The sequence below is a fragment of the Pseudobacillus sp. 179-B 2D1 NHS genome, assembly GCF_045370945.1.
Lineage (GTDB): Bacteria > Bacillota > Bacilli > Bacillales > Domibacillaceae > Pseudobacillus.
Map to the genome: position 1 here is coordinate 1 of NZ_JBIQDP010000022.1, position 25,054 is coordinate 25,054.

Below are 25,054 nucleotides of genomic sequence, written 5' to 3' on the forward strand. Positions count from 1 at the left end.
CACCTCCAAGTTATTTTCGAGTATCCCATACTCGTTTTCAACTTAAAGGTGTTTTTTATTTGTCTCACTTTATGGGGGCAGTCCACAACGTTGTGGCGGGGGTTTTTTGTCCTCTCCTTCTTTTGTGTCACAAGTCATTCAGCTTAGCTTGCTTGAATCAATCAGGTGCTTTTTTATCGATTATGTAGTAAGCATCTTATTCAGTAGTGTATTCGCAGAGCATTTAGTAATGATATGATTCACAATTTGTGGAATTCAGGTGTTATGCTATTGTATATATCAAAAGGAGTAGTGAGATGATACACGTTTTATATATTGAAGATGAGGTTGAAATTGCAGATTGGCTAAAACAAGCGCTGATACAAGCGGGCTTCAATGTACACGCTTATCGTTCTTTTGAAACATATGAGGAAAGTAAAGATAAATTTGTGCCAGACGTCGCGATATTAGATATTATGCTACCAGGGTTGGACGGTTTTTCAATTGCACGAAAATTAAAGCGTGAATATGAAGGAATTCCAATTTTAATGCTTTCAGCGCGTTCGATGTTAGATGATAAGCTAGAAGGCTTGAGTATAGCAGATGATTATGTGACAAAGCCTTTCCAGGCAGAAGAAATTATTGCGCGTATACAAGTTTTACTACGCCGTTTTAATAAAACGGACGAAACGATTCGATTAAAACATATTGAAATTCGCACTAAAGATTTTACTGTACATAATAGAGAGTCGGGTGCAGAGATATTATTGACACAGACACAATATGGTTTACTGCGCTATTTTATTACGCATCTTAATCAAATTTTAACAAAGGAACAGCTGTATGAAGCAGTATGGCAAGAGACTTACATCGATGGCGATAAAACGCTAATGGTTCATATTCGTTATTTACGTGAAAAGATTGAGCAAGATCCATCACAACCTCAAATTATTGAAACCGTAAGGGGCATTGGTTATCGGGTGAGAGCATGAAAAAGGTTTGGCATTCATTGCTTACAAAATACATTGTTTTAATTCTTATAGCTTTAGGTTTTTTGCAGCTTGTTGTGATATTGTACATGGTTGGTATAAACTTCGAACGTTTAGTCTCAAAAGTGCCTACTATAGAAGAGATTGAAGAAAGATGGACTGAAGATGTATATGAGGCTACTACAGATGATGTGGATGGAATTGTTCAAGATTGGCATACCCAATACTCTCAAGCTAGCTTTTTTTATGTGAATTCTAATGGCAAGCTTGTGAAAAAATGGTACGTTCATGCCGCTTCGAAAATACCTGAACACTGGGACACGGTAACGACTACACGCTTTATCCAATCGCATTATGGCAGCCCAACTTTCACTGTTATCCGTTTCGTAGGTAACAAGGATGAAAATGGATTTTTAGTTTTACAAATTGAGCGTGACACATTAGAGCCTGCTAAAATGGAATCCGGTTTTTTATACATCGCCTTCTTATTAATGTTTGCTTTTTTAGGTATTTCGTTGTTGTTTTTTATGCGTATTTTAAAGCGTTTAGTCAACTTAGAAGAGGCTATGACAATTCGTGAGATGGATGGTTTGCCCATTCGCACAGAAGTGAAGAAAAAAGACGAAATCGGAGCTGTTGAACAAGCCTTTAACAATATGGTTGACGAACTTCGAGAAGCTAAAAAGCGAGAGCTGGAAGAAGAGCAATTACGTCGAGAATTGATTGCAAATTTATCACATGACTTAAAAACACCACTGACCAAAATGCGTGCACAATTACAAAATGTATCCGCTGATCAGGCACAGCATTTAGATCATTCTATTAGCATGATGAGTCACTTAATCGAGAACTTAATGTCTTATTCATTACTCACAGCTAATAAGATGCGCTATCATGCTAAAGACACGCGCATCGACCGCCTTGTGAATCAAAGTATCGCATCGTGGTATCCGTTGTTTGAAGAACAAGGTTTTGAGGTGGAATTAGAAGTTGAAGAGCTGTCATGGCATATTGATAAATTATGGCTTGAACGTATATTGGATAATTTATTACAAAATGTGCTGCGCCACGCAAATGAAGGCAAGTTTATTCGAGTTGTGGTGCAGAATAATCAAATTATGGTTAGAGATAAAGGGCAAGGCTTTGTGGATCATGCTCATACGAAAGGAGCCGGAATTGGGCTTTCCATCGTTGAGTTAATGGCTGAGAAAATGAACTTATCCTTGGTTATTGATAGTACGGCTTACGGTACGACTGTTCAATTATACCCAAAAGATTAAAAAGCGTAGCCGAGATACTCGGCTACGCTTTTTTAAACGAATTTTAAACAAACTTAACCTTTGCTTTAAACTCCAGCGCTTAAAGTTAAAAGTGAGGTGAATGAGATGACTTACATCGTTAAAACAAAAAACTTAACTAAGAAATTTGATAAACATACAGCTGTTTCAAACGTTGATTTAAAAATTAAAGAAGGCGAAATTTATGGATTTCTAGGTCCGAATGGAGCAGGGAAATCAACGACTATACGCATGTTGTTAGGCTTAATGAAACCAACAGCTGGCGAAATTCAAATTTTTAACCAAGATCTAAAAAAGCATCGAAAGAAAATTTTACAACAGGTTGGTTCATTAGTTGAAAATCCATCATACTACCCCCATTTAACAGCAAAAGAAAATTTGGAGGTTTTACGTAAGGTTCTACAAGTACCTGAAGAACGCATTGCTCATGTATTGGAGATGGTGCGATTAAGTCATGTAGCAGATAAAAAGGTAAAAGGTTTTTCGCTTGGTATGAAACAACGTTTAGGGATTGCCCAAGCTTTATTGCATGAACCCAAGTTATTAATTTTAGATGAGCCTACAAATGGATTAGATCCAGAAGGCATTATTGAAATGCGTACGCTTATTAAAGACTTGGCAAAGGAAGGGAAAACGATTATTATTTCGAGTCACTTGCTTTCAGAGATCGACCAAATAGCCACGACTATTGGTGTGATTGCTAAAGGAAAAATCATTTATCAAGATGATATTCAAACGATGCGCACTTTAGCAAAGCGTCGTTTACGTATGCGTGTAAGCGATGTACAAAAAGCGCAGCAAGCTGTGGGCGGAGAAGTAGAAGGAAAATGGTTATACTGTGAGTCCTTCGCTGATGATGAGGTGGCATGGGCTGTTCAAAAACTAATCGAACAAAATATTGCTATTTACCGTATAGAAGAAGAGCAGCGCTCATTAGAGGACATTTTCCTTCGCATGATAGAGGAGGCATCTTTAGCATGATGACGTTAATGCAAGCAGAGTTTGCCAAGATAAAACGCAAAGGGTTTTTAATTCTATCATTTCTTGGCGGATTTGGTGTTGTGGCTTTGCAAATGGTGAATTACGGTGTGCGCAAAGAATGGTTAATGGAACAAAACCAGGACCATTGGGGTTATTACTTAATGAATGTTCAAGGGTTCATCCCTCTTGCTATCGTACTTGGCAGCGTCATATTAGCGGTGCAAATTGCCGGAGTTGAAGAGGAAACCAATGCCTGGAAGCAACAATTGGCCTTGCCATTATCCAAAAAAAAGTTATATGCTGCCAAGTTCTTTGTGGTATTGAGTTACCTCATACTAGCTTCCGTACTATTAATGATTTTCACACTTATCTATGGCATGGTTTTAAATTTTGATCAAGCTATTCCATATGAAGCAATAGCTAGGCAAAGTATATTGCCTGTGTTAGCCGTTTTGCCGATTGTTGCAGTGCAATTATGGATTTCTGTTGTTAGTAAGTCCCAATCAGTTGCGATTACTACAGGAATTGTGCAATTTTTACTGACCTATTCTGCTTTCTCATTACCTGATTGGATGCCTTGGAAATGGATTAACTTATTGAACCCAACTTGGAACGTAGGATTAGGCATTAGTGTGGGAGTGGTTGTTTTTCTTATGGGCATGTATGACTTCTATCGAAAGGATGCGAAGTAAATGTTTTTCTCATTATTACAAGCGGAATGGTATAAGCTAAAACGCAATAACATTTACGCGCTACTTGTTATCGGTCCGCTTCTCACATTATTTATAGGCGCTGCGAACCCTATGACAGAGCAGATGAAAGGCATAAATCCATGGCATGGCTTATTTTTATTTATGAACTTGCCATATGCTTTATTATTTTTGCCCTTAATCACAGGCGTGTTAGCAGGTATCATTTGTCGCTACGAGCATCAAGCAGGTGGCTGGAAACAGCTCGTAGCATTACCTGTGACACGTTCGCAAATTTATTTGGCCAAATTTGTTTTAAACGCTATGCTAGTCTTAGTGATTCAACTAATTTATGGTGTGGTGGTGTATATTGCAGGTACTATGAATGGATTTGAGGAAAGCTTTCCGTTCGTCGTAATTATAAAGTTCATTTTAGGTGGCTGGTTGGCTACATTTCCGATGATCGCATTACAACTTTGGGCAGCTATGCATTGGCGAAGTTTTGCCGTAGCCTTTACGTTAAATGTTATTTTTACATTGCCAAGTATTTTAGCCATCAATTCAGAACGCTTTGGTCCTTATTATCCATGGTCACAGCCATTCTTTATGATGTATATGGAAGACAGCATGTCAGGGCTCTTCTTCGTTCCGATAAGCCAAGTGCTTCTTGTAACAGGCGGTAGCTTTATCGTGTTTTTATTATTAGGTTTGATGAGCTTTAAGCATAAAGCGATTTAAAGGGGAGGAGAAAGTTAATTTCCTTCTCACTTTTTTATGAAGAGTCAGCATATAACCTATAAGTTTAATATTTTAGACAATGATAATCTCTACATTGATTTCCATGATTAGAAGCTATCCGATAGTAGCGACAGCTTTGATTCCTCATGTATGCCTAAATAGTTTATGTTAATATCTTGTTCATTCGTAAGGTGATTTTGTAAAGTGTTGGATCTGTCGATATTTTTAGTGGATTCTATTTGATTGTTTTATTCAGATTAGTTACATTCAAAATGGAAGGTTCAATCGGTTAATTTTTCGTCTGAAGAGGCAGCTCAAGAGCTGCTTTTTTCTATGGTCCAAAAACAAGTTGACATAGAGAAAGAGGATTGAGAAAAGATTGGTTCTTTAAAGGAATAGCGGTTATGTTAGTTTTCAGTTATAAGTGGATAATAAGTAAAGAACAATGATGATATGCTAAAATAAGAGAGAGGTGGATGTCGATGTTATATGTAGGTGTAACCGGCTGGGGGGACCATGACACGCTTTATAAAAGCGGCATTGCTTCCCGGGATAAGCTGAAGGAATATGGCGCTCACTTTCCAACTGTTGAAGTGGATGCCAGTTTTTACGCAGTACAGCCGCTGCGCAATATGCAAAAATGGGTGGATGAAACCCCGGAGAGTTTTCAATTTGTCGTCAAAGCTTACCAAGGCATGACAGGGCACGAGCGGGGAGAGATTCCATTTGAATCAAAGGAAGAGATGTTTAAGGCGTTTATCGAGTCGCTTGCGCCGATGAAACAAGCGGGAAAGCTCGCGATGGTGTTGTTCCAGTTCCCGCCGTGGTTTGATTGTCAGCGTAAGAACGTGGAGTACTTACGTTACTGTAAGGAATTAATGGGAGATTTGCCCCTCGCCGTTGAGTTTCGTCACCAATCGTGGTATTCGCCGGATTTTCTAGAAAAGACAATTACTTTTTTAAAGAATGAAAAGTGGATTCATACCGTTTGTGATGAACCGCAGGCGGGAGAAGGATCGGTGCCGCTTGTTTTGCGTGCGACTGATGCGGAAAAAACACTTGTGCGTTTGCACGGTCGGAATAAACAGGGGTGGCAAAAGCAAGGAAATAAAAATTGGCGCGACGTGCGTTATTTATACCGCTATAATGAAGAGGAATTACATCAGTGGGTGGGTTTTACAAAAGAACTTCAAAAGCAAAGTAAACAGGTCTACATGCTTTTTAATAACAATTCCGGCGGAGATGCCGCTGATAATGCTAAGCAGTTTATTCAGCTAGCTGGCTTAACGTATGAGAATCTGGCCTCACGCCAGCTTGATCTATTTTAAGGAGGGCTCCAAATGGAGTGGATTATTCTTCTGGCCATTGGTTTTGCAGCCGGTTCACTTGGGGCACTTGCGGGGATTGGAGGAGGCATAATTATCGTTCCATCCCTTCTTTTTTTTAGCGCGTCGACTGCATGGTTCTCTCAGATTTCTCCGCAGCAGGCGGTCGGAATATCGCTTGTCGTCATGATCTTTACAGGATTGTCTTCAACTCTTGCTTACATGAAATATAAAACGGTTGATTATAAAAGCGGCCTGCTTTTTTTTATTGGAAGCGGACCTGGCGGAATTGTCGGTGCCTTTGTCAACAAAGCGTTAAGCACCCATTCTTTTTACATTTATTTTGGTGCCTTTATGATTATCATGGCGATCATTTTACTCTTTCGCTCTAAGATAAAGCCGCTTCCCGCCAAGTTGAGAGGTGGGATTACCCGTGAATTCACTGAAAGAAGCGGCAAGGTTTATACATATCGCTTTCAACCGCTTACCGCTATCTTTATTGCTTTTTTTGTTGGCTTTTGTTCAGGGATTTTTGGGATCGGCGGAGGCGCATTAATGGTACCGGCAATGATCCTATTGTTCGCGTTTCCTCCGCATGTAGCGGTGGCAACCTCGATGTTTATGATTTTCTTATCGGCGATGGTTAGCTCCATTACACATGTAGTATTGGGTAATGTAATTTGGCTGTATGCTGCATTGATTGTACCTGGTGCCTGGATTGGAGCCAAACTGGGGGCGTTTCTAAATACGAGAATGCAATCCAATGCTCTAGTAATGGTTCTGCGGATTATTTTAATTATCACGGGTATTCGCTTAATCTATGAAGGGATCGCATAACGAGGCGGAGGTGAGAGTTTGAAGGAAACGATTCACATTTATCACACGAATGATCTTCATAGCCATTTTGAGAATTGGCCGCGAATCCGCCGCTTTTTGCAGGAACGGAGAAAATGGCATGAAGAGGCAGGGGAAAGTGTCCTTATCTTCGATATTGGCGATCATGTTGACCGGTCACACCCGATGACAGAGGGATCGCTCGGGAAAAGAAATATCGAGCTGTTGAACGAAGCGGGATATGACGCTGTAACGATTGGGAACAACGAGGGAATTACCTTGCCAAAAGAAGGGCTCGATATTTTATATGAGGAAGCCCGCTTTCCAGTCGTGCTCGCTAATCTTTATGATGATAACGGTGAACGGCCTCAATGGGCGCAGCCTTTTGATGTTCTTCATCTGTCTAATGGGATGACCTTGGGGCTTACCGGAGCCACTGCCTTCTTCTCAGGAGCATATGAACAGCTTGGCTGGAAGTTGACCCAGCCTATTCCTGAATTGAAGCAACAAGTGCTTGAACTGAGCAAGAAAGCGGATATTATTGTCATCCTTTCTCATTTAGGTATTTATGAAGATGAAAAAATTGCTCATAATCTTCCAGAAGTGGATGTGGTGCTTGGAGCTCATACTCATCATTTGCTTCATGAAGGCAAAATGCTGGAGAACACACTGCTTGCCGCAGCTGGTCGATTTGGTTATTATGTGGGGCACGTTATGCTTCAAGTAGACATGGAAAAAAAGCAAATTCTCGAAAAGAAAGCACGTGTATATAGCACAGCAGAAGAATTGCCGGCACCAATCAATGAACAGCAGGAGATAGAGGGGTATGAACAAGAGGGGAAGAGAGCGCTCAGTCAACCGGTTATCTCTTTACCGGCTCCGTTAACGAGTGATTGGTTTGCTCCATCAGAGCTTCCCCAGCTGCTTTGTGAGGCGCTTAGGGAATGGTGCAAGGCAGACGGAGCATTGTTAAATGCTGGTCTTTTTCTTGGTGGCCTCCAGGCTGGTACCGTCACGAAATATGATATTCACCGAATGCTCCCCCATCCGATTAATCCTTGTGTTATTGAAATTTCAGGAGCAGAGTTAAAGGAAGTACTCAAGCAGACAACGGATGAGAAATGGCCTCATCTGCCGATCAAGGGACTGGGCTTTAGAGGAAAAGTAATGGGACGGTTTGTATATGATCACTTAAGCGTGGATATGGAGCGCTACAGCTTTAAGATTAATCAGGAAGACATCGTGGATAGTAAGCAATATAAGATCGCCACATTGGATATGTTTGCCTACGGACAATTTTTCCCTGAACTGTACCGGTCACCGAATAAAAAACATTTTATGCCAGAGTTTCTGCGGGACGTCATGGAATGGAAATTGCTCCACTACGGTTTTCACGGCAAGGAATGAAACTTTGTTGCATGATCCTTCCTTTTTTTAGCATAGATTAGCTAAGAAGGAGGGATTTTTTTGGCTGCACAAAAAAGGTGGAGATCGAAAAGAGGGCCGCTCCCTCTTCGCTATGTATTCTTAATTACACTTGTTTTATTTACTTTTTCAACAGCTGCAAGTTTGTGGATCATCAATAAAAATGTAAAACCAACTTTAATTGGTTATGCTCATGCAGAAACAAAAAAAATTGCTGCTATGGTCATTAATAAAGCAATTAACAAAAAGGTCGCCAGTGTAATGGACATTAATGACATTATTGAAAGCGATCCGAAAAACCCTTCGATGACAAAGCTAAATGCGAAAATTATTAACAGGGTGATGGCTGAAACAACCAACCTCGTTCAACTAAATTTAAAGGAGGCAGAGCGGGGCAATTTGCAAGCGCTGGAGATTTTATCTGATGTGGAAATTGAAACTGATCAAACAAATCGCACCGATGGGATTGTCTACTATGTTCCTCTTGGTCAAGTGACAAACAATGTTCTGCTTGGCAACTTGGGACCTAAAATCCCCATTCGCTTTCATGCTATCGGTGAGGTAACATCAAATGTCAAATCGAATGTAAAGCCATATGGCATTAACAATGCATATGTAGAAGTGTTTATTGAAGTAGAGGTAAATGTACAAATTATTGTTCCATTCGCTACTGAGATGACAACAGTTGTACAGGATATACCGGTCGCTATGGGAATTGTCCCTGGTGAGGTACCGGATTTCTATAATGGCGGCGGCGGAATGTCTCCTTCTATTGAATTGCCTTCAAAGAAGAAATAAACTGCTGAGCTGTAAGAAAGAGATATTTTTCTCTCCTACGTGTAGAAAGTGATCAGTCAAGGCGATCTTAAAACCGGCTCCTTCATCAGGAGCCGGCTCTTTCCCATTGCCTCAAGTGAGGATAAGGATCAAAGGACCATTCCGTACGTCCATTGTCCTTATACATTCCATAATGAAGATGTGGGGGGAATTTTCCTGAGGTACCAGGAGGCCCATATCCGGTGCTTCCCACTCCGCCGATCACGGTGCCGGGTTTAACGATTTTACCCAGTGTTAAGTCTTTAGCAAAGCCATTTAAATGTGCGTAGTAATGATACGTATTGTTGATGTCCCGAATGCCGACCCGCCAGCCTCCGTAACGGTTCCACCCTTTCATTTCAACAATTCCGTAAGAAGTAGAACGGACAGGGACACCATAATCGGCAAAAATGTCTGTTCCTTCATGAATGCGGCGCCCTCCCCAGCCGCGTGCGTCTCCCCATGTATTCTTAAAAGTGTAATTAAAACGGCGGGGAAGAGGAAAGGCCTTTTCTTGCAGATCAAGCTTTCCAAACTCTTTATACATTTTAGCGTTGCCGATGATGATGCTAACTGCTTTGTCACGTCCATAATAGCGCCAGAGAGCAATTTTGATATTATCGTGATCCGTTCCATAGGTAAGGAGATAACGCCCAATTGCAGCAAGTACATCCTCGCCATTTAGGCGATCGGCTTTCTGATCGCCATCTCCGTCTACACCTAGTCCTTGAAAAACTGCAATAGTGCCGGGATTCTTATCCTTTTGATTAGGGTTTAGTGGACCAGCCCATTTACTCTCGGGTATATGAATAGAGATGGTGCCCGGTTCAGGCAAATCTTTGCGGACAAATCGTAAATTTCTTTCGTATTGGTCCATGCCGGCAAAATAATACCATGGAATAGCAGTAGCTGCTTCCATTTTTTTAAACAATTCCATCCGTTTTTGATACATCTGCTCGTCTTTTTTATTATCAGCTGCTTCGGCAGGAAACGCAGTTAAAATGAAAGTAATAAATAAAAGCCAAATCAATTTTTGCAATGAAATTCTCTCCCTTTTAGCGTTCTTTCTTTATTTTGTGAAATTATGATTGTTTCATACAGAAAAGTGTCTGAAAAACATGAAAAGGACAAGAATTGTGTTAGAATATGGACTATGATACAGTGGCTACAGGATTGTTTTTCTTCAGGAAAGAAGCTATTGTTCAAAGCAGAATGATGGGAGATGAAGGAATGAGCAAGAAAGAAGAACATTTACGCAAACCGGATTGGTTAAAAATAAAATTGAATACAAATGAAAACTATACAGGCCTGAAAAAAATGATGCGGGAGAAAAACCTTCATACGGTGTGTGAAGAAGCAAAATGCCCCAATATTCATGAATGCTGGGCAGTACGTCGAACCGCTACTTTCATGATTCTTGGTGATGTGTGTACGCGCGCCTGCCGCTTCTGTGCCGTGAAAACAGGCTTACCGACTGAATTGGATTGGGCAGAACCGGAACGGGTTGCGGACTCTGTTGAATTGATGAATTTAAAACACGTAGTAGTCACTGCGGTTGCCCGCGATGATTTAAAAGATGGTGGGGCAGCTGTGTTTGCAGAAACTGTACGGGCGATCCGCCGCAAAAATCCATTTACTTCTATTGAGGTGCTTCCTTCTGATATGGGAGGAATAGAAGAAAATTTGAAAATGCTCATGGATGCACGTCCAGATATTCTCAACCATAATATTGAGACAGTAAAGCGCTTGACACCGAGAGTGCGTGCGCGTGCTACATATGAGCGTTCGCTTGAATTTTTGCGAAGAGCCAAAGAAATGCAGCCTGATATTCCAACGAAATCCAGCATTATGCTTGGCCTTGGAGAGACAAAAGAAGAAATCATGGAAGCGATGGACGATCTTCGAGCAAACAACGTAGATATCGTTACGCTGGGGCAATACCTGCAGCCTTCTAAGAAGCATTTAAAAGTCCAGAAATATTACCACCCAGATGAATTTGCGGAGCTCCGTGAGATTGCCATGAAAAAAGGCTTCAGCCATTGTGAAGCTGGTCCACTTGTTCGCTCTTCGTATCATGCGGATGAACAGGTAAACTCAGCAGCCAAAGCGAAGCAAGAACTTGGCGAAAAAGAAACACTTGAAGCATAAACCGAAATGGTAGAGGCTTTGTTCAGCGTCTGCTGTCAAAGAGTAGCATAAAAAAGGAAGCACCCGGTCTCTTATAAGTATCGAAGGACGATGCAAAAAAGAGAAACCGGGTGTTTTTAGTTGTGATAAACGGTGTAGTTAGCTTCCCCCGTTGGTAAAAGGGTTAGCTCTGCCAGGTGTATGATCTAATGCCCCATCTTGATCATCCGGACCAGTTGTCCAGTTTGTTCCTGGTGTGCCTGTTGTTTGTGGCGTGCCCGTGTTTTGTGGATTTCTGTTTGTACCGCCTGTTCCGTTCATTCCGTTATTTTGGTTCATCTGAGTGTTTTGATTGTTGTTTTTTTCTGTTTTTTGGTAGCCTTGAGGTGATCTTTGCTTCATCAATTTAACTGTACGACCGACAGAATCACGCGCTACAGCCATTCCACCATTTGTTTGTGCAATGTTTTCGATATCACGGCGTAGGTCAGTATCGTCAGTAAGATATACATGGTACCAACGCGGTACGACACTTAATGCTGTTCTCTTTACTTGCTCTGCCACTTCTCTGCGGTCTTTATCTTCTTTCGCATTTGTATCATAAGCGACCAAAACTTCCTGATCTGTTACGAGTACGGAGGCGTCGTTCACTTTAGGCAGGTCAAGGCTTAATCTGCCAATCGTATCCGCTGCCCGTTCCCGGTCAAGAACATGCATATTTCGATAAGAAACTGTTTGTCCCTGAACGGTTCCTTTTTGATGACGGACATAGCCAAAGCCATCTTGGCGATTGTTTGTCATTAGGCCGCCTCTATCTGAGCGTTCATCTTTGTTATATCCGCCAATTCTGCCATCTCTTCCATTTCCAAGATCCCCATTATACATATCGTAGCGATCCCGATCATATCGATCAGCGACGTTTATCCGATTGCCGTCTCGATTGTTGTCTACGCCGGCAAGATTGTTTCCATCATTTGCATTACAAGCAGCTAGCATCAATAAACTGGAAAATCCCACAGTTAACAATGGTTTTTTCATGTTAACACCCCCTCAACACGTAGATTGCCCCTTTTTGTTCATTTTTTTCTTAGTAATTAATGGCTGATGGGCTATAATGAAGGGAGAAGGAAAGGACTGAGGAGAGATGATTTGTATCCAAAATCATTGTTATGAAGTCATTGATGAGCGGAGCAATGGATTCAATGAAGAGGTATTTAAAGAGCGTTACAGCGACATTCTAACGAAGTATGATTACATCGTAGGGGATTGGGGATACGGACAGCTTCGATTAAAGGGCTTCTATGAAGATGATAACCAAAAAGCCGCATTTGATTCAAAAATCAGTACACTGAAAGAGTACTTATATGAATATTGTAATTTTGGCTGTGCCTATTTCGTCGTTAAAAAAATTCAAAAATAAAATCGAGCACAGAGGCTCGATTTTTTTATGTGTTATTAGGGGGAATATCCTGATATTCTCTTTCCTGGCTCTTCTCTTTGTCATCATGGGTGTCATGAGCTCCCGGAAATCGGCGTGGCATCCCTTGATGAAGAGACCTGTTTTCATAAGTGGTCGGTGTATAATATTGTTGGCCTTCCTCCCACGGGGTGGATTTATTTTCTACAGGCTCATACTTGCCACGCGGCGCTCCATAGGGACCTTCGGGCGTTTGCTCAACAGTTAAAAAGTTACGCATTTTTTCCACATTAGAAAAGTCGGTATATTCTTCTTCGTTATCTTTAAAGAACACAGTCATTACCTCCGGCTGCTTTGGTGATGAACCGCTTCAAGCACTCTGAAGCTAACTGAAGTGCTTGCGCTTACTGCTAGCATGCCCGGTCAACGCTTGTCTATGCTCTAAATGACTTCACATAAGAAGTCTCGGAGTTCAGCCGCTTCTTCTTCTGTCAAGTTGAATGCATGTTCAAGATAACCCGGTTCCTCTAAATCATCTTGCCCGATAATGGCAAAGCGGCTGCCCTGGATATCCAACACGAGGCGTTTGCCAAAATAACGGTCTGTTCGGATTAAAGCGAGATCAAAGCGTTGGTGTTCTCCCATAAAACTGATGTAGCGTGTTTTAGTTGATTCAGTTTCATCATAAAGAAAAAATCTTTCTGGCATAAAGCGTCACTCCTGTCTATTTGTTTCGATTGTACCATGATTCTTCTAGGATGAAGATGTGTTTTGTTCATGGATTCATGATAAAATAAAGGAGAAATTAGAGAAAGTATAGAGAAGAGGTGCCCGCGATGTATTTTGTGGATCGTGGAAAGATTGAAGAAACACTTACATTTATGGAAGCCAAGCTATCTGCATTTGCTGAACAATCCCAGTGGAAGACAGCAATCGAACAGGCTGCTCTTGAGAGAATTGCTCACACGGTTATTGAATCGATGTTAGATGTTGGCAATACGATGATCGATGGTTTTATTATGAGAGATCCCGGCAGTTACGAGGATATTATTGATATTCTAGAGGACGAGCAAGTCATTGAAAAAAAAGCGGCCGTTTCTTTAAAAGCCGTCGTTGCTTTAAGAAAAATGCTCGTTCAGCAATATACAGCTGTTGATCATCAGGAAGTGGAAAATGTGTTCAATGATCACATTTCTGCCCTTCAGCAATTTTCAGAACAAGTAAGACAATATTTAACAAATGAGTTAGGCCCAGTTTCAGCATTTAAACCGTAACAAGCAGCGCTTTCATTCTGAAAGCGTTTTTTGTACATAAGGAGGAGCAATGAAAACATATAAAGGGTATTTGATTGATTTGGATGGAACGATGTATCGAGGAGTAGAAGAGATAAAGGAAGCGAGCTCCTTTATTGACCGGCTGAAAGAGAAGCGGATTCCTTATTTGTTTGTGACGAACAATTCATCGCGTACGCCAGCACAGGTGGCAGAAAAGCTGAATAGCTTTCGCATTTCCGCAACACCAGAACAAGTATTTACAGCATCTACAGCGACGGCTAATTATATGTTTGAGCAAAAACCGCAAGCCGCTGTGTATATGATTGGAGAAGAAGGGCTTCGTTCAGCTCTTTGTGAAAAAGGATTTACACTGGTTGAACACGAGCGGCCAGATTTTGTTGTCTGCGGGATTGATCGCAGCATTACCTATGAGAAGCTGGCGACCGCTTGCCTTGCTGTGAGGAACGGAGCCGGATTTATTTCGACAAACAGCGATGCGGCTATTCCTACTGAACGCGGATTGCTGCCTGGAAATGGCTCCCTCACATCCGTCATTGCTGTTTCTACGGGAACAGCCCCGACTTTTGTTGGAAAGCCTGAGGCCATTATTATGGAGCAAGCCCTTCAGGTTCTTGGTACGAAAAAAGAAGAAACACTTATGGTTGGTGATAATTATCAAACCGATATTTTGGCAGGAATCCATGCAGGGATTGATACCCTGCTCGTTCATACAGGAGTGACGAAAAAGGAACACCTTGTTCACATAGAACAGCAGCCACGCTATACAAGAAACAACTTAGATGAGTGGGAAATATAAGAGTCACAGCATATTTGGAGCAGTAAATGAAACAAGTTGGCTACTAATGCAACACCATGAAAAAGCATCCGGTTGAGCTTTAAGCTCAACCGGATGCTTTATTATTCTATTCGGCGTTGGCTGCTTTATGAGCCAGACGGCTAGAAGCAGCTGCGGCAATGGCACCAACAATATCGTCAAGAAATGTGTGGACCTTGCCGGTCGATTTATCATTTAAATGCTCTAAAATGCCTGGTTTTACTTTATCAATATACCCATAGTTGGTAAAACCGATTGAGCCGTAGACGTTCACAATGGCGAGTGCGAGAATTTCATCAACGCCGTACAGGCTTTCATCGCTGGCAATAATGGATTGCAGCGGTTCATCAAGTTGGCCCTGTTCCGCCAGCATATCAAGTTGGATGCCGGTTAAAATGGCATTTTGGACTTCACGCTTTTGCAAGACTTTCTCTATGTTTTCTTTACACTCTTCTATTTCCAGATCAGGATGATATTTCTTTTGTAAAAACATGACCAGATCGGCAATATCATCCACTGTTACTCCTCTTTCACCGAGCCAGCGGCGCGCTGTTTTTTCGGACATGCTCATTACTGATTTGTCTTCGAGAGTCATACAATCACCTTTTTCTCTAATATGTTAATAATGAAAGTTTTCCTTGTAATAGGAATTCCAGGTTAAGAAGCAAAACTCCTTTTTTTATAAAAAAAGTACTCTGTACCTATATACCCCTAAGCTGTGCGGACTATTCAATAAAAATGAGCAGAGAAGAGGAGGAAGGCAAATGGATGGGAAACAATTATTGATTAAACACTTTAATATAGAGGCGGAAAGGGCCTCCTTCCCAGCAGAAACGATGTGTTATGAAAGTAATGGATTACTTTATCATATTATTGATGTGACTGGGAAGGAACAACAATATTTATATGAACTTCATCAAATGTCTCAACATATGCTTCGGCAAGGAGATAGGCGCACAGCTATATTTTTACGTGATCGCAATGGCCGTTTTTTAATTACAGAAGAACAGCGGGAGTTTGTCGTTTTAGTAAGTGAAAAGCCCGCTTCGATAAGAGCTTTCACTGGGAGGAGGCTGGCACATTTTCATTTAAGAGGACAATTGCTCTCCTTTCAGGTTCATTCGGCGAGCGAATTGGGGAAATGGAGAGAGGGGTGGGAACAGCGTTTAGAACGACTGGAGAAATCTATCAGCCAATTAGTAAAAGAACAGGATGATCCCTTTGCTCAGCTTATTGTTCAGTCTTTTCCTTACTACATGGGAATAACGGAAAATGCTATACAATACACAGTCGATACGGAAATAGACGAATCTCCTCAACAGTGGGATTCAGGAACGATTTGCCATACAGCATTTAGCGAACAAATATGGATGAGAGAACCTGCCGTTCATCAACCGTTTAACTGGGTGTTTGACCACCCGGCTCGTGATATAGCAGAATGGGTTCGTTCTGAATATTGGCAGGGATCTTTATTTTATCGCACCCGTTTCGTTGACTTTATTGGGCAATATCAGCAGGTTAGACCCATTACAGCTTTTACTTGGCGCCTTATTTATGCCCGACTGTTATTTCCTGTTCATTACTTTGAATGCGCGGAAAGTTACTTTGCCAAGGGGTCTTGGCACGTAAAAAAAGAAAATGAGGAAAGACTAAAAAGGTATGTAGCAAGTTCACACGAGTATGAACAATTTTTAGCTTCCTTTTATAATCGAGCAGGATTGTCTGCCAATCAGTTAAATATTCCAGCCATCACCTGGCTTCAGTAATCTTTTTGATATAAGACAGAGCATTTTTCCGAATTATGCTAAAATGAAAAAGTAAATATAAAGGAGAAAGCAGGTGGAGATTTGAAGCCGCTCGTATATGTAACCCGAAAGCTTCCAGAAGAAATTGTATCAAGACTAAAAGAGAATTACGAAGTGGATATGTGGCCAAAAGAGGATGTACAAGTGCCACGCGAGGTTTTACTGGAAAAAGTAAAAAAAGTGGATGCCCTTTTAACTGTTATCTCAGACCAGCTGGATGAAGAAATGTTCTCGGCAGGGGAAAATTTGAAAGTAGTTGCCAATATGGCTGTCGGCTACGACAACATTGATCTTGAATCTGCGAGCCGGCATGACGTAGCTATTTGCAATACACCTGATGTGTTAACGGATACCACAGCCGATTTGGCGTTTGCTTTGCTTTTGGCAACCGCTCGTCGTATGATCGAAGCGGCTGAGTTTATAAAGGAAGGCGAATGGAAAAGCTGGTCTCCCTTGCTTCTAGCAGGGACAGACGTTCATCATAAAACGATTGGCATTGTTGGCATGGGGAAGATTGGAACGGTTGTCGCCAAACGGGCAGCAGGGTTTGATATGGAGATTATTTATCATAACCGGCAGCGCCACGAAGTAGCGGAAGAAATGCTTGGTGCTCGTTATTGCTCATTCGATGAGTTGCTTGCAGAAGCAGATTTTGTCGTTTGCCTGGCTCCTTTGACGAAAGAAACAAGGGGCATGTTCCAGCGTGAACAGTTCCAAAAAATGAAGAAAGACGCTATTTTTATTAACGCCAGCCGCGGACCGATCGTTAATGAGGAGGCGTTATATGAGGCGCTGCAAGCAGGAGACATTGCTGCAGCTGGGTTAGATGTATTTAATAAAGAGCCGATCAATGCTGATCATCCTCTTTTGAAATTAAAGAATGTGGTCGCCTTGCCTCATATTGGCAGCGCTACAAGAGAAACTCGAATCGCCATGATGGAAACATGCTGTGATAATCTGGACGCCATCTTTGCCGATAGGGCGCCAAAAACACTCGTCAATAAAGACTTTTTAGGTTCAAGAAAATAAGGCTAGCTGTCCTGGAGAGTTAAATGTGTGAACTGCTTTTTTTCTGACCAATACATAAAAAGCAGAGACTCCAAAAGGGGTCTCTGCTTTTTTATAATGAAGAAGTGCTCAATTTGAAATCATGTATTGCGTGCTATTAAAATACTTGCTCTACTTCAACGACACCTGGAACCTCTTCTAGAAGGGCACGCTCAATCCCTGCTTTAAGAGTGATGGTGGAGCTTGGGCATGATCCACATGCACCAAGAAGGCGAAGTTTCACAATGCCATCCTCTACATCTACTAGTTCACAGTCGCCGCCATCGCGAAGCAAAAATGGGCGTAATTTATCTAATACTTCTCGTACTTGCATTTCCATTTGTTGTTCATCCACTATGATCCACTCCTTTCTCATTCTCTCTTTTATTATAATGATTATAATGAGAAAAATCCATTGATTGATAAATATTTACTAAAGAGAGGTTTTATTTTGTAGATGTACACTTTAAGCTAAATTGAAAGTAAAAAAAGGAGAGGAAGGGATTATGGAGAAGAAAGTAGAAATTACTATTTATGGAACAGATCAGCTTTGTCCGAGCTGTGTCAATCTGCCCTCTTCGAAAGAAACATATGAGTGGCTTGAAGCAGCACTTTCGAGAAAATATCCAAATCAGCCATTTACGATCAGCTATGTGGATATTCAATCGCCGCCGGATGATGAAAAGAAAAAAGCATTTGCGGAAAGAGTGAGAGAAGAAGACATGTTTTATCCGGTTGTTCTATTAGAAGACATCATCGTAGGAGAAGGAAATCCCAAATTAAAAACGATCTATCATGAAATGGAAAAGCACGGGTACAAAGCAAGAAATGGTTAAAAAGAAGATATAAGTCATATCTGACTTATATAAGTCAGATATGACTTATTAAAAGACTGTTTATTTCTAATAATAGGAGTATTGTTGCCTTTTTAAAGTTGGCACGATTTTTGCAAGTAGTATTGTTGTAGAAAGTAATTTTTTAAGAAAAGGGGTAAAACATCATGACAAGAAAATTTGCAAAGGTAAACGGCAGCCTTCCAGGTGAAAAGGCAAAGAAATTATTAGAGAGAAGACAAAATGCTGTGCCAAAAGGCGTATCAAATGGCGTACCGACATTTGCTGAAAAAGCGGAGGGCGCGTTGATTCATGATGTGGATGGCAATACATTTATTGATTTCGTTGGTGCAATCGGGGTAATGAATGTTGGGCATTGCCATCCAAAAGTAACAGAAGCTGTACACAAACAAGTGGATCAATACATTCATCCGGGCTTCAATGTAATGATGTATGAGCCATACATTGAATTAGCTGAAAAGCTAGCGGCTATTGCTCCTGGAGACCATGAAAAAGAAGTCATCTTCTTCAACAGTGGCGCGGAAGCAGTAGAAAACGCAGTGAAAATTGCCCGTAAATATACAAAACGTCCAGGCGTTGTTTCATTCTCCCGCGGTTACCATGGCCGTACATTATTAACAATGACAATGACAAGCAAAGTAAAACCTTACAAATATGAATTTGGCCCATTTGCTCCAGAAGTATATAAAGCACCTTATCCATATGCTTACCGCCGTCCGGAAGGCGTAACAGAAGAGCAATATGAAGATATGATTATCGAACAGTTCCGTGATTTCTTTATTAATGATACAGCTCCAGAAACAATTGCTGCAGTCGTTATGGAACCAGTGCAAGGGGAAGGCGGATTCATCGTTCCATCTAAACGCTTTGTTCAGGCTGTGTATGAAGAGTGTCAAAAGCACGGAATCATTTTCATCGCTGATGAGATCCAAGCTGGCTTTGCACGTACTGGCCGTTACTTTGGCATCGAGCACTTTGATGTAGTACCTGACTTAATCACTGTTTCTAAATCAATGGCAGCAGGATTGCCAATCAGTGGTGTAATCGGACGCAAGGAGATTATGGATGCTTCTACACCAGGTGAACTTGGCGGAACATATTCTGGAAGCCCGCTCGCTTGTGCAGCCGGATTAGCTGTTCTTGATATCATTGAAGAAGAAAACTTGAATGAACGCGGCGAAAAATTAGGTGAGACTGTTATGAATCGACTCCGCAAGCTGGCTGAGAAGTATGAGGAAATCGGTGATGTTCGCGGACTCGGCTCTATGTGTGCAATGGAATTAGTAAAAGACCGTCAAACAAAGGAGCCTAACAAAGAATTAACAAACCTGCTTATTAAAGAAGCAAATGACCGCGGCTTGCTGTTAATGAGTGCAGGAGCTTACGGCAATGTACTGCGCCTTTTGATGCCGCTTGTTATTACTGACGAACAAGCAGAAGAAGGATTAGATATTTTAGAAGAAGCATTGGAAGCAGCTGTTTCTCAGTTGGCTGTCCAAGCATAAGTTGTAACAAGGAAAAACGGCATGCTTATCTCTCGAGATAATTTTTGCTATAATAAAAGCAATATTACTCGAGAGGAAGCTTGTCATGAACCCATCTCATGATCCTGTGCGTGATGAATTATTTGATATTTTCGAATCATCGTTCGATGAAATTGTAGTTACGGATGCAAATGGTATCATCATTCGTGTGAATGCCACTTGCCGAAAGAACTATGAACGAACAGCTGGCGACTTGGTCGGCAAGCATGTGAAAGACTTAGAAAAAATGGGGATTTTTTATCCCTCTGCTACATTAAAGGTAATCGAAAGTCTGCAGCCGATTGAGCTATTCCAGACGGCCAGTACCGGCCGCTATTTTCATGTGCGTACAAGGCCCGTTTTCCATCCGGATGGTTCTTTGAAAAGCGTGATCAGTTACTCACGCGACTTAACAGAACTTATGCATCTGCGCAATAAAATTGAAGAAATGGAAGATGAGCTGGCTACATATAAGAAGGAATTGAAAGAGCCGCTTGAATTTGACGGATTAATCTCGAAAAGCGAGCAAATGGATAAAATTATGCTGCTTGTCCGCAAGATTGCCAAGGTGAATTCGACTGTGCTTTTGCTCGGGGAAACAGGGGTCGGCAAAAGTAAGATTGTTCGCCTGATTCATCAGCTAAGTGACCGGCGAGATCAGCCGCTGAATGAAATTAACTGCGCTGCTCTTCCTGAACAGCTGATTGAATCAGAGCTGTTTGGTTATGAAGGCGGAACCTTCACCGGCGCTTTTCGGGAAGGGAAAAAAGGATTGATTGAGCTTTCTAATCACGGCACCTTATTTTTGGATGAAGTAGGAGAGCTCCCGCTTGCTGCTCAAGGAAAATTATTGCATGTGCTGCAGGAAAAACAAATTCGCCCGGTTGGCGGACGGCAGCCCATTTCTTTAGATATCCGCATTATTGCCGCTACGAATAAAGATTTGAAAAATATGGTAGGCAGAGGCAGTTTTCGCAGGGATTTATATTATCGTCTCAACGTTGTACCTATTCATGTACCACCGCTTCGTGAACGGAAAGAAGATATTGTTCCCCTCACGTATCATTTTTTGGACTACTTTAATCATTTGTATGGAAGCAACGTCCGCTTCTCACCGAAAGTGCTTCAGGCTTTTCTTGGCTTTGAATGGAAAGGAAACATTCGAGAACTGGAAAACATGGTGGAACGACTCGTTGTAACGGGAGATGAGGTCGTTACCCTCAGTGATTTACCGGCCGATATGTTTGAACAGGAAATAACGGAAGCAGGGATGACTCTTCCGGAAGTCATTGAAGAAGTAGAGCGAAAAATGGTCGTCCAGGCTTACAATAAGGATAAATCAACTTATAAAATTGCCAAAGCACTTGGCATTAGTCAGTCATCTGCTACAAGAAAAGTAAGAAAGTACATTGGAGAAATAAAAGATTAATAAAGTAAGAGGAGGAGAAATAAATGAAAAACTGGAAAATTTACATTAATGGCGAATGGATGGAAACAGAAAAAACAATCGAAGTCATTAACCCAGCGACTAAAGAAGTAATTGCAACAATTCCGGATGGAGGGACAGTAGAAGCAGAGCGTGCGGCTGATGCTGCATACGGGGCATTGAAAGAGTGGTCAAAACTGACAGCTAACGAGCGTGCGGACTACTTAATGAAGTGGTACTACTTAATTGACCAAAATAAAGAAGAAATTGGCAAACTAATGACACAAGAACAAGGAAAGCCATTGGCGGAAGCCATTGGTGAGGTAGGCTATGCGAATAGCTTTATTTCCTGGTATGCGGAAGAAGGAAAACGTATCTATGGAGAAACAATTCCTGCTTCTCATCCAAACAAGCGTTTATTCGTCCAAAAAGAGCCAGTAGGAGTCATTGCGGCTATTACACCATGGAACTTCCCAGCAGCCATGATTACTAGAAAAGTTGGTCCTGCTTTGGCAGCGGGATGTACAGCCATGATCAAGCCAGCTACACAAACACCTTTAACAGCGATTCGTCTTGTAGAGTTGGCAGAAGAAGCTGGAATTCCTAAAGGAGTTATTAATATTGTAACTGGAAGCGCACGTCAAATCAGTGAAGCATGGATGAAAGACGGTCGTGTGCGTAAAGTTTCTTTCACAGGTTCTACAGAAGTCGGCAAGTTATTGATGCGCGGTGCAGCTGATACGGTGAAGAAGCTTTCCCTTGAGCTTGGCGGGCATGCTCCATTTATCGTAACGGCTAATGCCAATATTGAAAAAACAGCAAAGAACTTGATTGCTTCTAAGTATCGTAATGCTGGCCAAACATGTGTATGTGCCAACAGAGTATACGTGCATGAATCTATTGAAGCCGAATTCGCAGAAGCATTTAAACAAGAAGTTGCGAAGTTAAAAGTAGGAAATGGATTAGATGAAGGCGTAACAATCGGTCCTTTAATTGATGAGCAGGCAGTAGATAAAGTGATCAGCCAGATTGAAGACGCTAAGCAAAAAGGTGCAAAAGTGCTCGCTGGTGGCCAAACAGCTGAAGGGGTAAATGGTTACTTCCTTGAGCCAACAGTTATCACAAACGTTACAGACGACATGCTGTGCATGAACGAAGAAACATTTGGACCGCTTGCTCCGATTGCTACGTTTAAAACAACGGATGAAGTGATTGAGCGTGCTAATAATTCACCATATGGCCTAGCTGCTTATGTATTCAGCGAGAATATTACAGAGGCCATCACAATTGCTGAAGGGCTTGAATACGGTATTGTTGGCTTAAACGACGGGCTTCCATCTGTGGCGCAAGCACCATTCGGCGGTTATAAAGAAAGCGGACTTGGCCGTGAAGGCAGCCACTATGGAATTGACGAATATTTAGAAATTAAATACATTTCTTTAGGCCTTTAATGGCGAGTTGAGACATCCAGGTTCTTCTGGATGTCTCTTTTATTCAGTAATGCCTGTATTGGTGATTTCTGTCTCCACTTTAATGTAGATAGGAATATCAGGATAACGGTCTTCCCAGGAACTTTTATCGAAGTGACGAAAGTGACTCCGTACTCTCTCTCCAATGCCGAGGGAGTCTGTGTTTAATTCTTGCAGCTTTTTAACTACTTTTTCTGCTCTTTTCTTCGTTTCTCTTTTCCACTCTTCTTCCACATTCTGTACTTTCTTCGCCGTATGCAGAGAAAGCCCGGAGGCATCCTGTACTTTTCCCTTTAATGAGACAGAGATAGTGACTACAGGACTTTTCTTTGATCCTGATATACTGTACTTGACTTTAGAGCGGAGATTTTCAATAGTAATGTAGGTCTCTTTATATTTTATTTCATACACCCCATGTCGAAAGCTTTCATGAAGCATTTTGAAAATATAGCTGTCTTTAAAAGGAAGCTCACCGACATATTTGTCATCCTTGAAAAGTGCCACTCCCATATAACGGATATGCTCGTGTTCTTTCTTAATAATAGGCAGAAAAGGGTCTTGACCAAATCCCGCAAGCTGGGCGAGAAACGTGTGTAATTCAGTGGTAGGAGCCATTTTGATGATACTGTCTTCCAGTAAATCAGAAAGATAGCGAGATAAACTTTGTGCATTTGGATAGTCAGCGGTCAAGAGTTTTTCTGTACTGCCGTCCACAACTGCAAGTTTCATATCCCTTCCAATAAAGGTAGAACGGGAAAGAGGATCAATAATTTTTTTCACTCCATGCTCGGCTAATTCTTTGCTCATTAAAAAACTGCGCAGGCGGCCGGCAGCCAATTTCTTCTGAGCCTCTCTTTGATATTCCTGTCTGATATTGTAGACAGTGTGGCCAGTTGCTGTAAAGGAAACATTAATTGGCTGGACATTTTGGCCTTGTGGATAAAAAGGGGTGGCTACTGTTCCTTTTATTGTATCTTTGTCTACATAATCGTAGCCAGTAACGGTCATAATTTGAACATCTTCAAGTACATAGCTCTCCAAGTTATAGCTAGCTACCAAGATAATAATAAGAACAAAGTAGAATAAAAATGTTTTCATTGCTTTCGCCTCATTTTTTTACAGATCAACTGGAAAAAGTAAATAAAAGGAATGTAAGCGAAAATAAAATAAAAGCTGATCCAATCTACAAAGGTATTAAAATGCCGGATTTGCACCCCTGTTTGAATCAAAGATGAAGCACAGACAGCGAGAAAAAGCAGCGGAATTACACTCTTTTTTTGCTGGATAGAAAACAATTGTTTGATTCCACGCGTAACGGCCCACATATATAGGCACAGGTTTGGCAGCATAACGAATAGCCATATGGCGATACCCGCGTATTCAAATCTCTCCACAAAAGGAAAATCAGCAATCTTCCATAAAGTAAGCGTCGGCCAAATCGTTCTTTCTAACTGCCCTTCACTAAAGTAAAGAAGAGAAACGAGGGCGGCTAATAAGTAAATAAATGTAGAAAAGGCAGAACCGAGTTGAGCCCATTTTTGTGAACGGGCCGCTTGTTTTATGAAAGGATAACAAAACAAAATGATTTCGAATCCTGTAAAGATAATCGCCATTTGTTTGGCTCCCGCTAAAAGTTCAGCAGGGGAATGTTCCATCACAGGAAGGATATAAGAGAGATGAGCATGTCTTAATGGAAAAATTTTTAGTAATAACAGAGGAATAGTCATAAAAAATCCTATCACACACAGACCGACCATAACCCGAAACCCACCCACGAAGTAAAGGTAAACAAGGACAGATAAAATTAGACCCATATACCAAGTTTGAAGATGAGGAAACATCCATACTTGAATGACTTCTATGTAAGAACGCATAATAACGACAAAAATAAGTATCATGTAGGCAAGTACCAGCAGGGTGAGCAACCCTCCAAGCCATTTTCCGAACAGATCTCTGTGAATAACCGTTATATCATTTTCCCCTTTTATTACTATTTGATAAGTCATCCATAAGATAATGCCAATGGCAAAACCTGCGATCACCACAGAAATCCAAGCATCATGACCAGCTTCTTTGGCGATAAAGCGCTCGAAGCTGAGCGCCACTACTCCGAGCTGCATACTATTGACAATATAAAAAGCCAGGTAGGGAGAGACTTTTTTATCTTCAGACGGTAACGGCAGCATGCGACCACCTCCATGAA

26 protein-coding genes and 1 pseudogene are annotated in these 25,054 nt (G+C 41.4%); 19 read left to right on the plus strand and 8 right to left on the minus strand.

The window, feature by feature from the left end:
• Positions 1–296: 296 nt before the first annotated feature.
• The 9 genes from ACH0BF_RS18695 (at position 297) to yunB (ending at position 9,056) form a co-directional block, all read left to right on the plus strand.
• On the plus strand, positions 297–971 hold the full coding sequence (locus tag ACH0BF_RS18695; RefSeq protein ID WP_120034250.1) for a response regulator transcription factor: 675 nt from the start codon (positions 297–299) through the stop codon (positions 969–971).
• The gene (locus ACH0BF_RS18700) at positions 968–2,248 is read left to right on the plus strand and encodes an ATP-binding protein (RefSeq protein ID WP_406910006.1); all 1,281 of its coding nucleotides are present in this window, start codon (positions 968–970) and stop codon (positions 2,246–2,248) included. The genes ACH0BF_RS18695 and ACH0BF_RS18700 overlap by 4 nt, the downstream gene beginning before the upstream one ends.
• Positions 2,249–2,353: 105 nt before the next feature.
• Entirely contained in the window at positions 2,354–3,247 is an 894-nt protein-coding gene (locus tag ACH0BF_RS18705; protein ID WP_340852676.1) for an ABC transporter ATP-binding protein, read from the plus strand.
• Positions 3,244–3,939 carry an ABC transporter permease gene (locus tag ACH0BF_RS18710; RefSeq protein WP_340852677.1) on the plus strand — a complete coding sequence of 232 codons (696 nt, stop codon included), beginning with the start codon at positions 3,244–3,246 and terminating at the stop codon, positions 3,937–3,939. The genes ACH0BF_RS18705 and ACH0BF_RS18710 overlap by 4 nt, the downstream gene beginning before the upstream one ends.
• The gene (locus ACH0BF_RS18715; protein ID WP_120034242.1) at positions 3,940–4,674 is read left to right on the plus strand and encodes an ABC transporter permease; all 735 of its coding nucleotides are present in this window, start codon (positions 3,940–3,942) and stop codon (positions 4,672–4,674) included.
• Positions 4,675–5,156: 482 nt separating this feature from the next.
• Entirely contained in the window at positions 5,157–6,002 is an 846-nt protein-coding gene (locus ACH0BF_RS18720; protein WP_340856347.1) for a DUF72 domain-containing protein, read from the plus strand.
• Positions 6,003–6,014: 12 nt separating this feature from the next.
• On the plus strand, positions 6,015–6,836 hold the full coding sequence (locus tag ACH0BF_RS18725; protein WP_340852678.1) for a sulfite exporter TauE/SafE family protein: 822 nt from the start codon (positions 6,015–6,017) through the stop codon (positions 6,834–6,836).
• Positions 6,837–6,854: 18 nt separating this feature from the next.
• Positions 6,855–8,240 carry a bifunctional metallophosphatase/5'-nucleotidase gene (locus ACH0BF_RS18730; RefSeq protein WP_406910007.1) on the plus strand — a complete coding sequence of 462 codons (1,386 nt, stop codon included), beginning with the start codon at positions 6,855–6,857 and terminating at the stop codon, positions 8,238–8,240.
• A 60-nt stretch (positions 8,241–8,300) separates the two neighbouring features.
• A complete protein-coding gene (gene yunB, locus ACH0BF_RS18735; RefSeq protein WP_340852683.1) occupies positions 8,301–9,056 on the plus strand; it encodes a sporulation protein YunB in 756 nt (251 codons plus the stop codon).
• Positions 9,057–9,141: 85 nt separating this feature from the next.
• Here the strand turns inward: yunB and ACH0BF_RS18740 are convergent, their stop codons facing one another.
• Positions 9,142–10,104, minus strand: a complete 963-nt coding sequence (locus ACH0BF_RS18740) for a M23 family metallopeptidase (protein WP_406910021.1) — start codon at positions 10,102–10,104, stop codon at positions 9,142–9,144.
• Between the two features lie 200 nt (positions 10,105–10,304).
• Between ACH0BF_RS18740 and lipA the strand changes: the two genes are divergently transcribed.
• Complete coding sequence (gene lipA, locus ACH0BF_RS18745; RefSeq protein ID WP_120037891.1) at positions 10,305–11,222, plus strand: lipoyl synthase; 918 nt, start codon at positions 10,305–10,307, stop codon at positions 11,220–11,222.
• 138 nt (positions 11,223–11,360) lie between these two features.
• On the opposite strand, the gene ACH0BF_RS18750 is transcribed toward lipA, so the two are convergent.
• Positions 11,361–12,239, minus strand: a complete 879-nt coding sequence (locus tag ACH0BF_RS18750) for a YhcN/YlaJ family sporulation lipoprotein (RefSeq protein ID WP_120034234.1) — start codon at positions 12,237–12,239, stop codon at positions 11,361–11,363.
• A gap of 106 nt (positions 12,240–12,345) precedes the next feature.
• Here ACH0BF_RS18750 and ACH0BF_RS18755 point away from each other — a divergent pair, with 106 nt between their 5' ends.
• Positions 12,346–12,621: a YutD family protein gene (locus tag ACH0BF_RS18755; RefSeq protein ID WP_120034232.1), complete on the plus strand. Its 276-nt coding sequence runs from the start codon at positions 12,346–12,348 to the stop codon at positions 12,619–12,621.
• A 25-nt stretch (positions 12,622–12,646) separates the two neighbouring features.
• Here ACH0BF_RS18755 and ACH0BF_RS18760 read toward each other — a convergent pair whose 3' ends face one another.
• Both ACH0BF_RS18760 and ACH0BF_RS18765 read right to left on the minus strand, forming a co-directional pair.
• Complete coding sequence (locus ACH0BF_RS18760; protein WP_406910022.1) at positions 12,647–12,898, minus strand: hypothetical protein; 252 nt, start codon at positions 12,896–12,898, stop codon at positions 12,647–12,649.
• A gap of 161 nt (positions 12,899–13,059) precedes the next feature.
• Positions 13,060–13,326, minus strand: coding sequence for a DUF3055 domain-containing protein (locus ACH0BF_RS18765; RefSeq protein ID WP_406910008.1), 267 nt, complete (start codon positions 13,324–13,326; stop codon positions 13,060–13,062).
• 128 nt (positions 13,327–13,454) lie between these two features.
• Between ACH0BF_RS18765 and hepT the strand changes: the two genes are divergently transcribed.
• A complete protein-coding gene (gene hepT, locus ACH0BF_RS18770; protein ID WP_406910009.1) occupies positions 13,455–13,892 on the plus strand; it encodes a type VII toxin-antitoxin system HepT family RNase toxin in 438 nt (145 codons plus the stop codon).
• Between the two features lie 49 nt (positions 13,893–13,941).
• Positions 13,942–14,709, plus strand: a complete 768-nt coding sequence (locus ACH0BF_RS18775; RefSeq protein WP_406910010.1) for a TIGR01457 family HAD-type hydrolase — start codon at positions 13,942–13,944, stop codon at positions 14,707–14,709.
• A 106-nt stretch (positions 14,710–14,815) separates the two neighbouring features.
• On the opposite strand, the gene ACH0BF_RS18780 is transcribed toward ACH0BF_RS18775, so the two are convergent.
• Positions 14,816–15,322 carry a phosphatidylglycerophosphatase A family protein gene (locus ACH0BF_RS18780; protein ID WP_120034222.1) on the minus strand — a complete coding sequence of 169 codons (507 nt, stop codon included), beginning with the start codon at positions 15,320–15,322 and terminating at the stop codon, positions 14,816–14,818.
• Positions 15,323–15,491: 169 nt separating this feature from the next.
• On the opposite strand from ACH0BF_RS18780, the gene yutH reads away from it, so the two are divergent.
• A complete protein-coding gene (gene yutH, locus ACH0BF_RS18785; protein WP_340852693.1) occupies positions 15,492–16,493 on the plus strand; it encodes a spore coat putative kinase YutH in 1,002 nt (333 codons plus the stop codon).
• An 81-nt stretch (positions 16,494–16,574) separates the two neighbouring features.
• Positions 16,575–17,561, plus strand: coding sequence for a 2-hydroxyacid dehydrogenase (locus tag ACH0BF_RS18790; RefSeq protein WP_120034218.1), 987 nt, complete (start codon positions 16,575–16,577; stop codon positions 17,559–17,561).
• Between the two features lie 136 nt (positions 17,562–17,697).
• Here ACH0BF_RS18790 and ACH0BF_RS18795 read toward each other — a convergent pair.
• Positions 17,698–17,995, minus strand: a pseudogene (locus tag ACH0BF_RS18795) (NifU family protein).
• Positions 17,996–18,085: 90 nt separating this feature from the next.
• Between ACH0BF_RS18795 and ACH0BF_RS18800 the strand changes: the two are divergent.
• The 4 genes from ACH0BF_RS18800 (at position 18,086) to ACH0BF_RS18815 (ending at position 22,833) form a co-directional block, all read left to right on the plus strand.
• Entirely contained in the window at positions 18,086–18,415 is a 330-nt protein-coding gene (locus ACH0BF_RS18800; RefSeq protein WP_340852694.1) for a YuzD family protein, read from the plus strand.
• Between the two features lie 161 nt (positions 18,416–18,576).
• A complete protein-coding gene (gene gabT, locus ACH0BF_RS18805) occupies positions 18,577–19,938 on the plus strand; it encodes a 4-aminobutyrate--2-oxoglutarate transaminase (RefSeq protein WP_406910023.1) in 1,362 nt (453 codons plus the stop codon).
• Positions 19,939–20,023: 85 nt separating this feature from the next.
• Positions 20,024–21,385 (plus strand): sigma-54 interaction domain-containing protein, encoded by a 1,362-nt coding sequence (locus ACH0BF_RS18810; protein WP_120034211.1) that lies wholly within the window; start codon positions 20,024–20,026, stop codon positions 21,383–21,385.
• Positions 21,386–21,408: 23 nt separating this feature from the next.
• Complete coding sequence (locus tag ACH0BF_RS18815; protein WP_406910011.1) at positions 21,409–22,833, plus strand: NAD-dependent succinate-semialdehyde dehydrogenase; 1,425 nt, start codon at positions 21,409–21,411, stop codon at positions 22,831–22,833.
• A 39-nt stretch (positions 22,834–22,872) separates the two neighbouring features.
• Here the strand turns inward: ACH0BF_RS18815 and ACH0BF_RS18820 are convergent, their stop codons facing one another.
• Both ACH0BF_RS18820 and ACH0BF_RS18825 read right to left on the minus strand, forming a co-directional pair.
• Positions 22,873–23,949, minus strand: coding sequence for a Ger(x)C family spore germination protein (locus tag ACH0BF_RS18820; RefSeq protein ID WP_120034207.1), 1,077 nt, complete (start codon positions 23,947–23,949; stop codon positions 22,873–22,875).
• Complete coding sequence (locus ACH0BF_RS18825) at positions 23,946–25,037, minus strand: GerAB/ArcD/ProY family transporter (protein WP_406910012.1); 1,092 nt, start codon at positions 25,035–25,037, stop codon at positions 23,946–23,948. The genes ACH0BF_RS18820 and ACH0BF_RS18825 overlap by 4 nt, the downstream gene beginning before the upstream one ends.
• Positions 25,038–25,054: the final 17 nt, after the last annotated feature.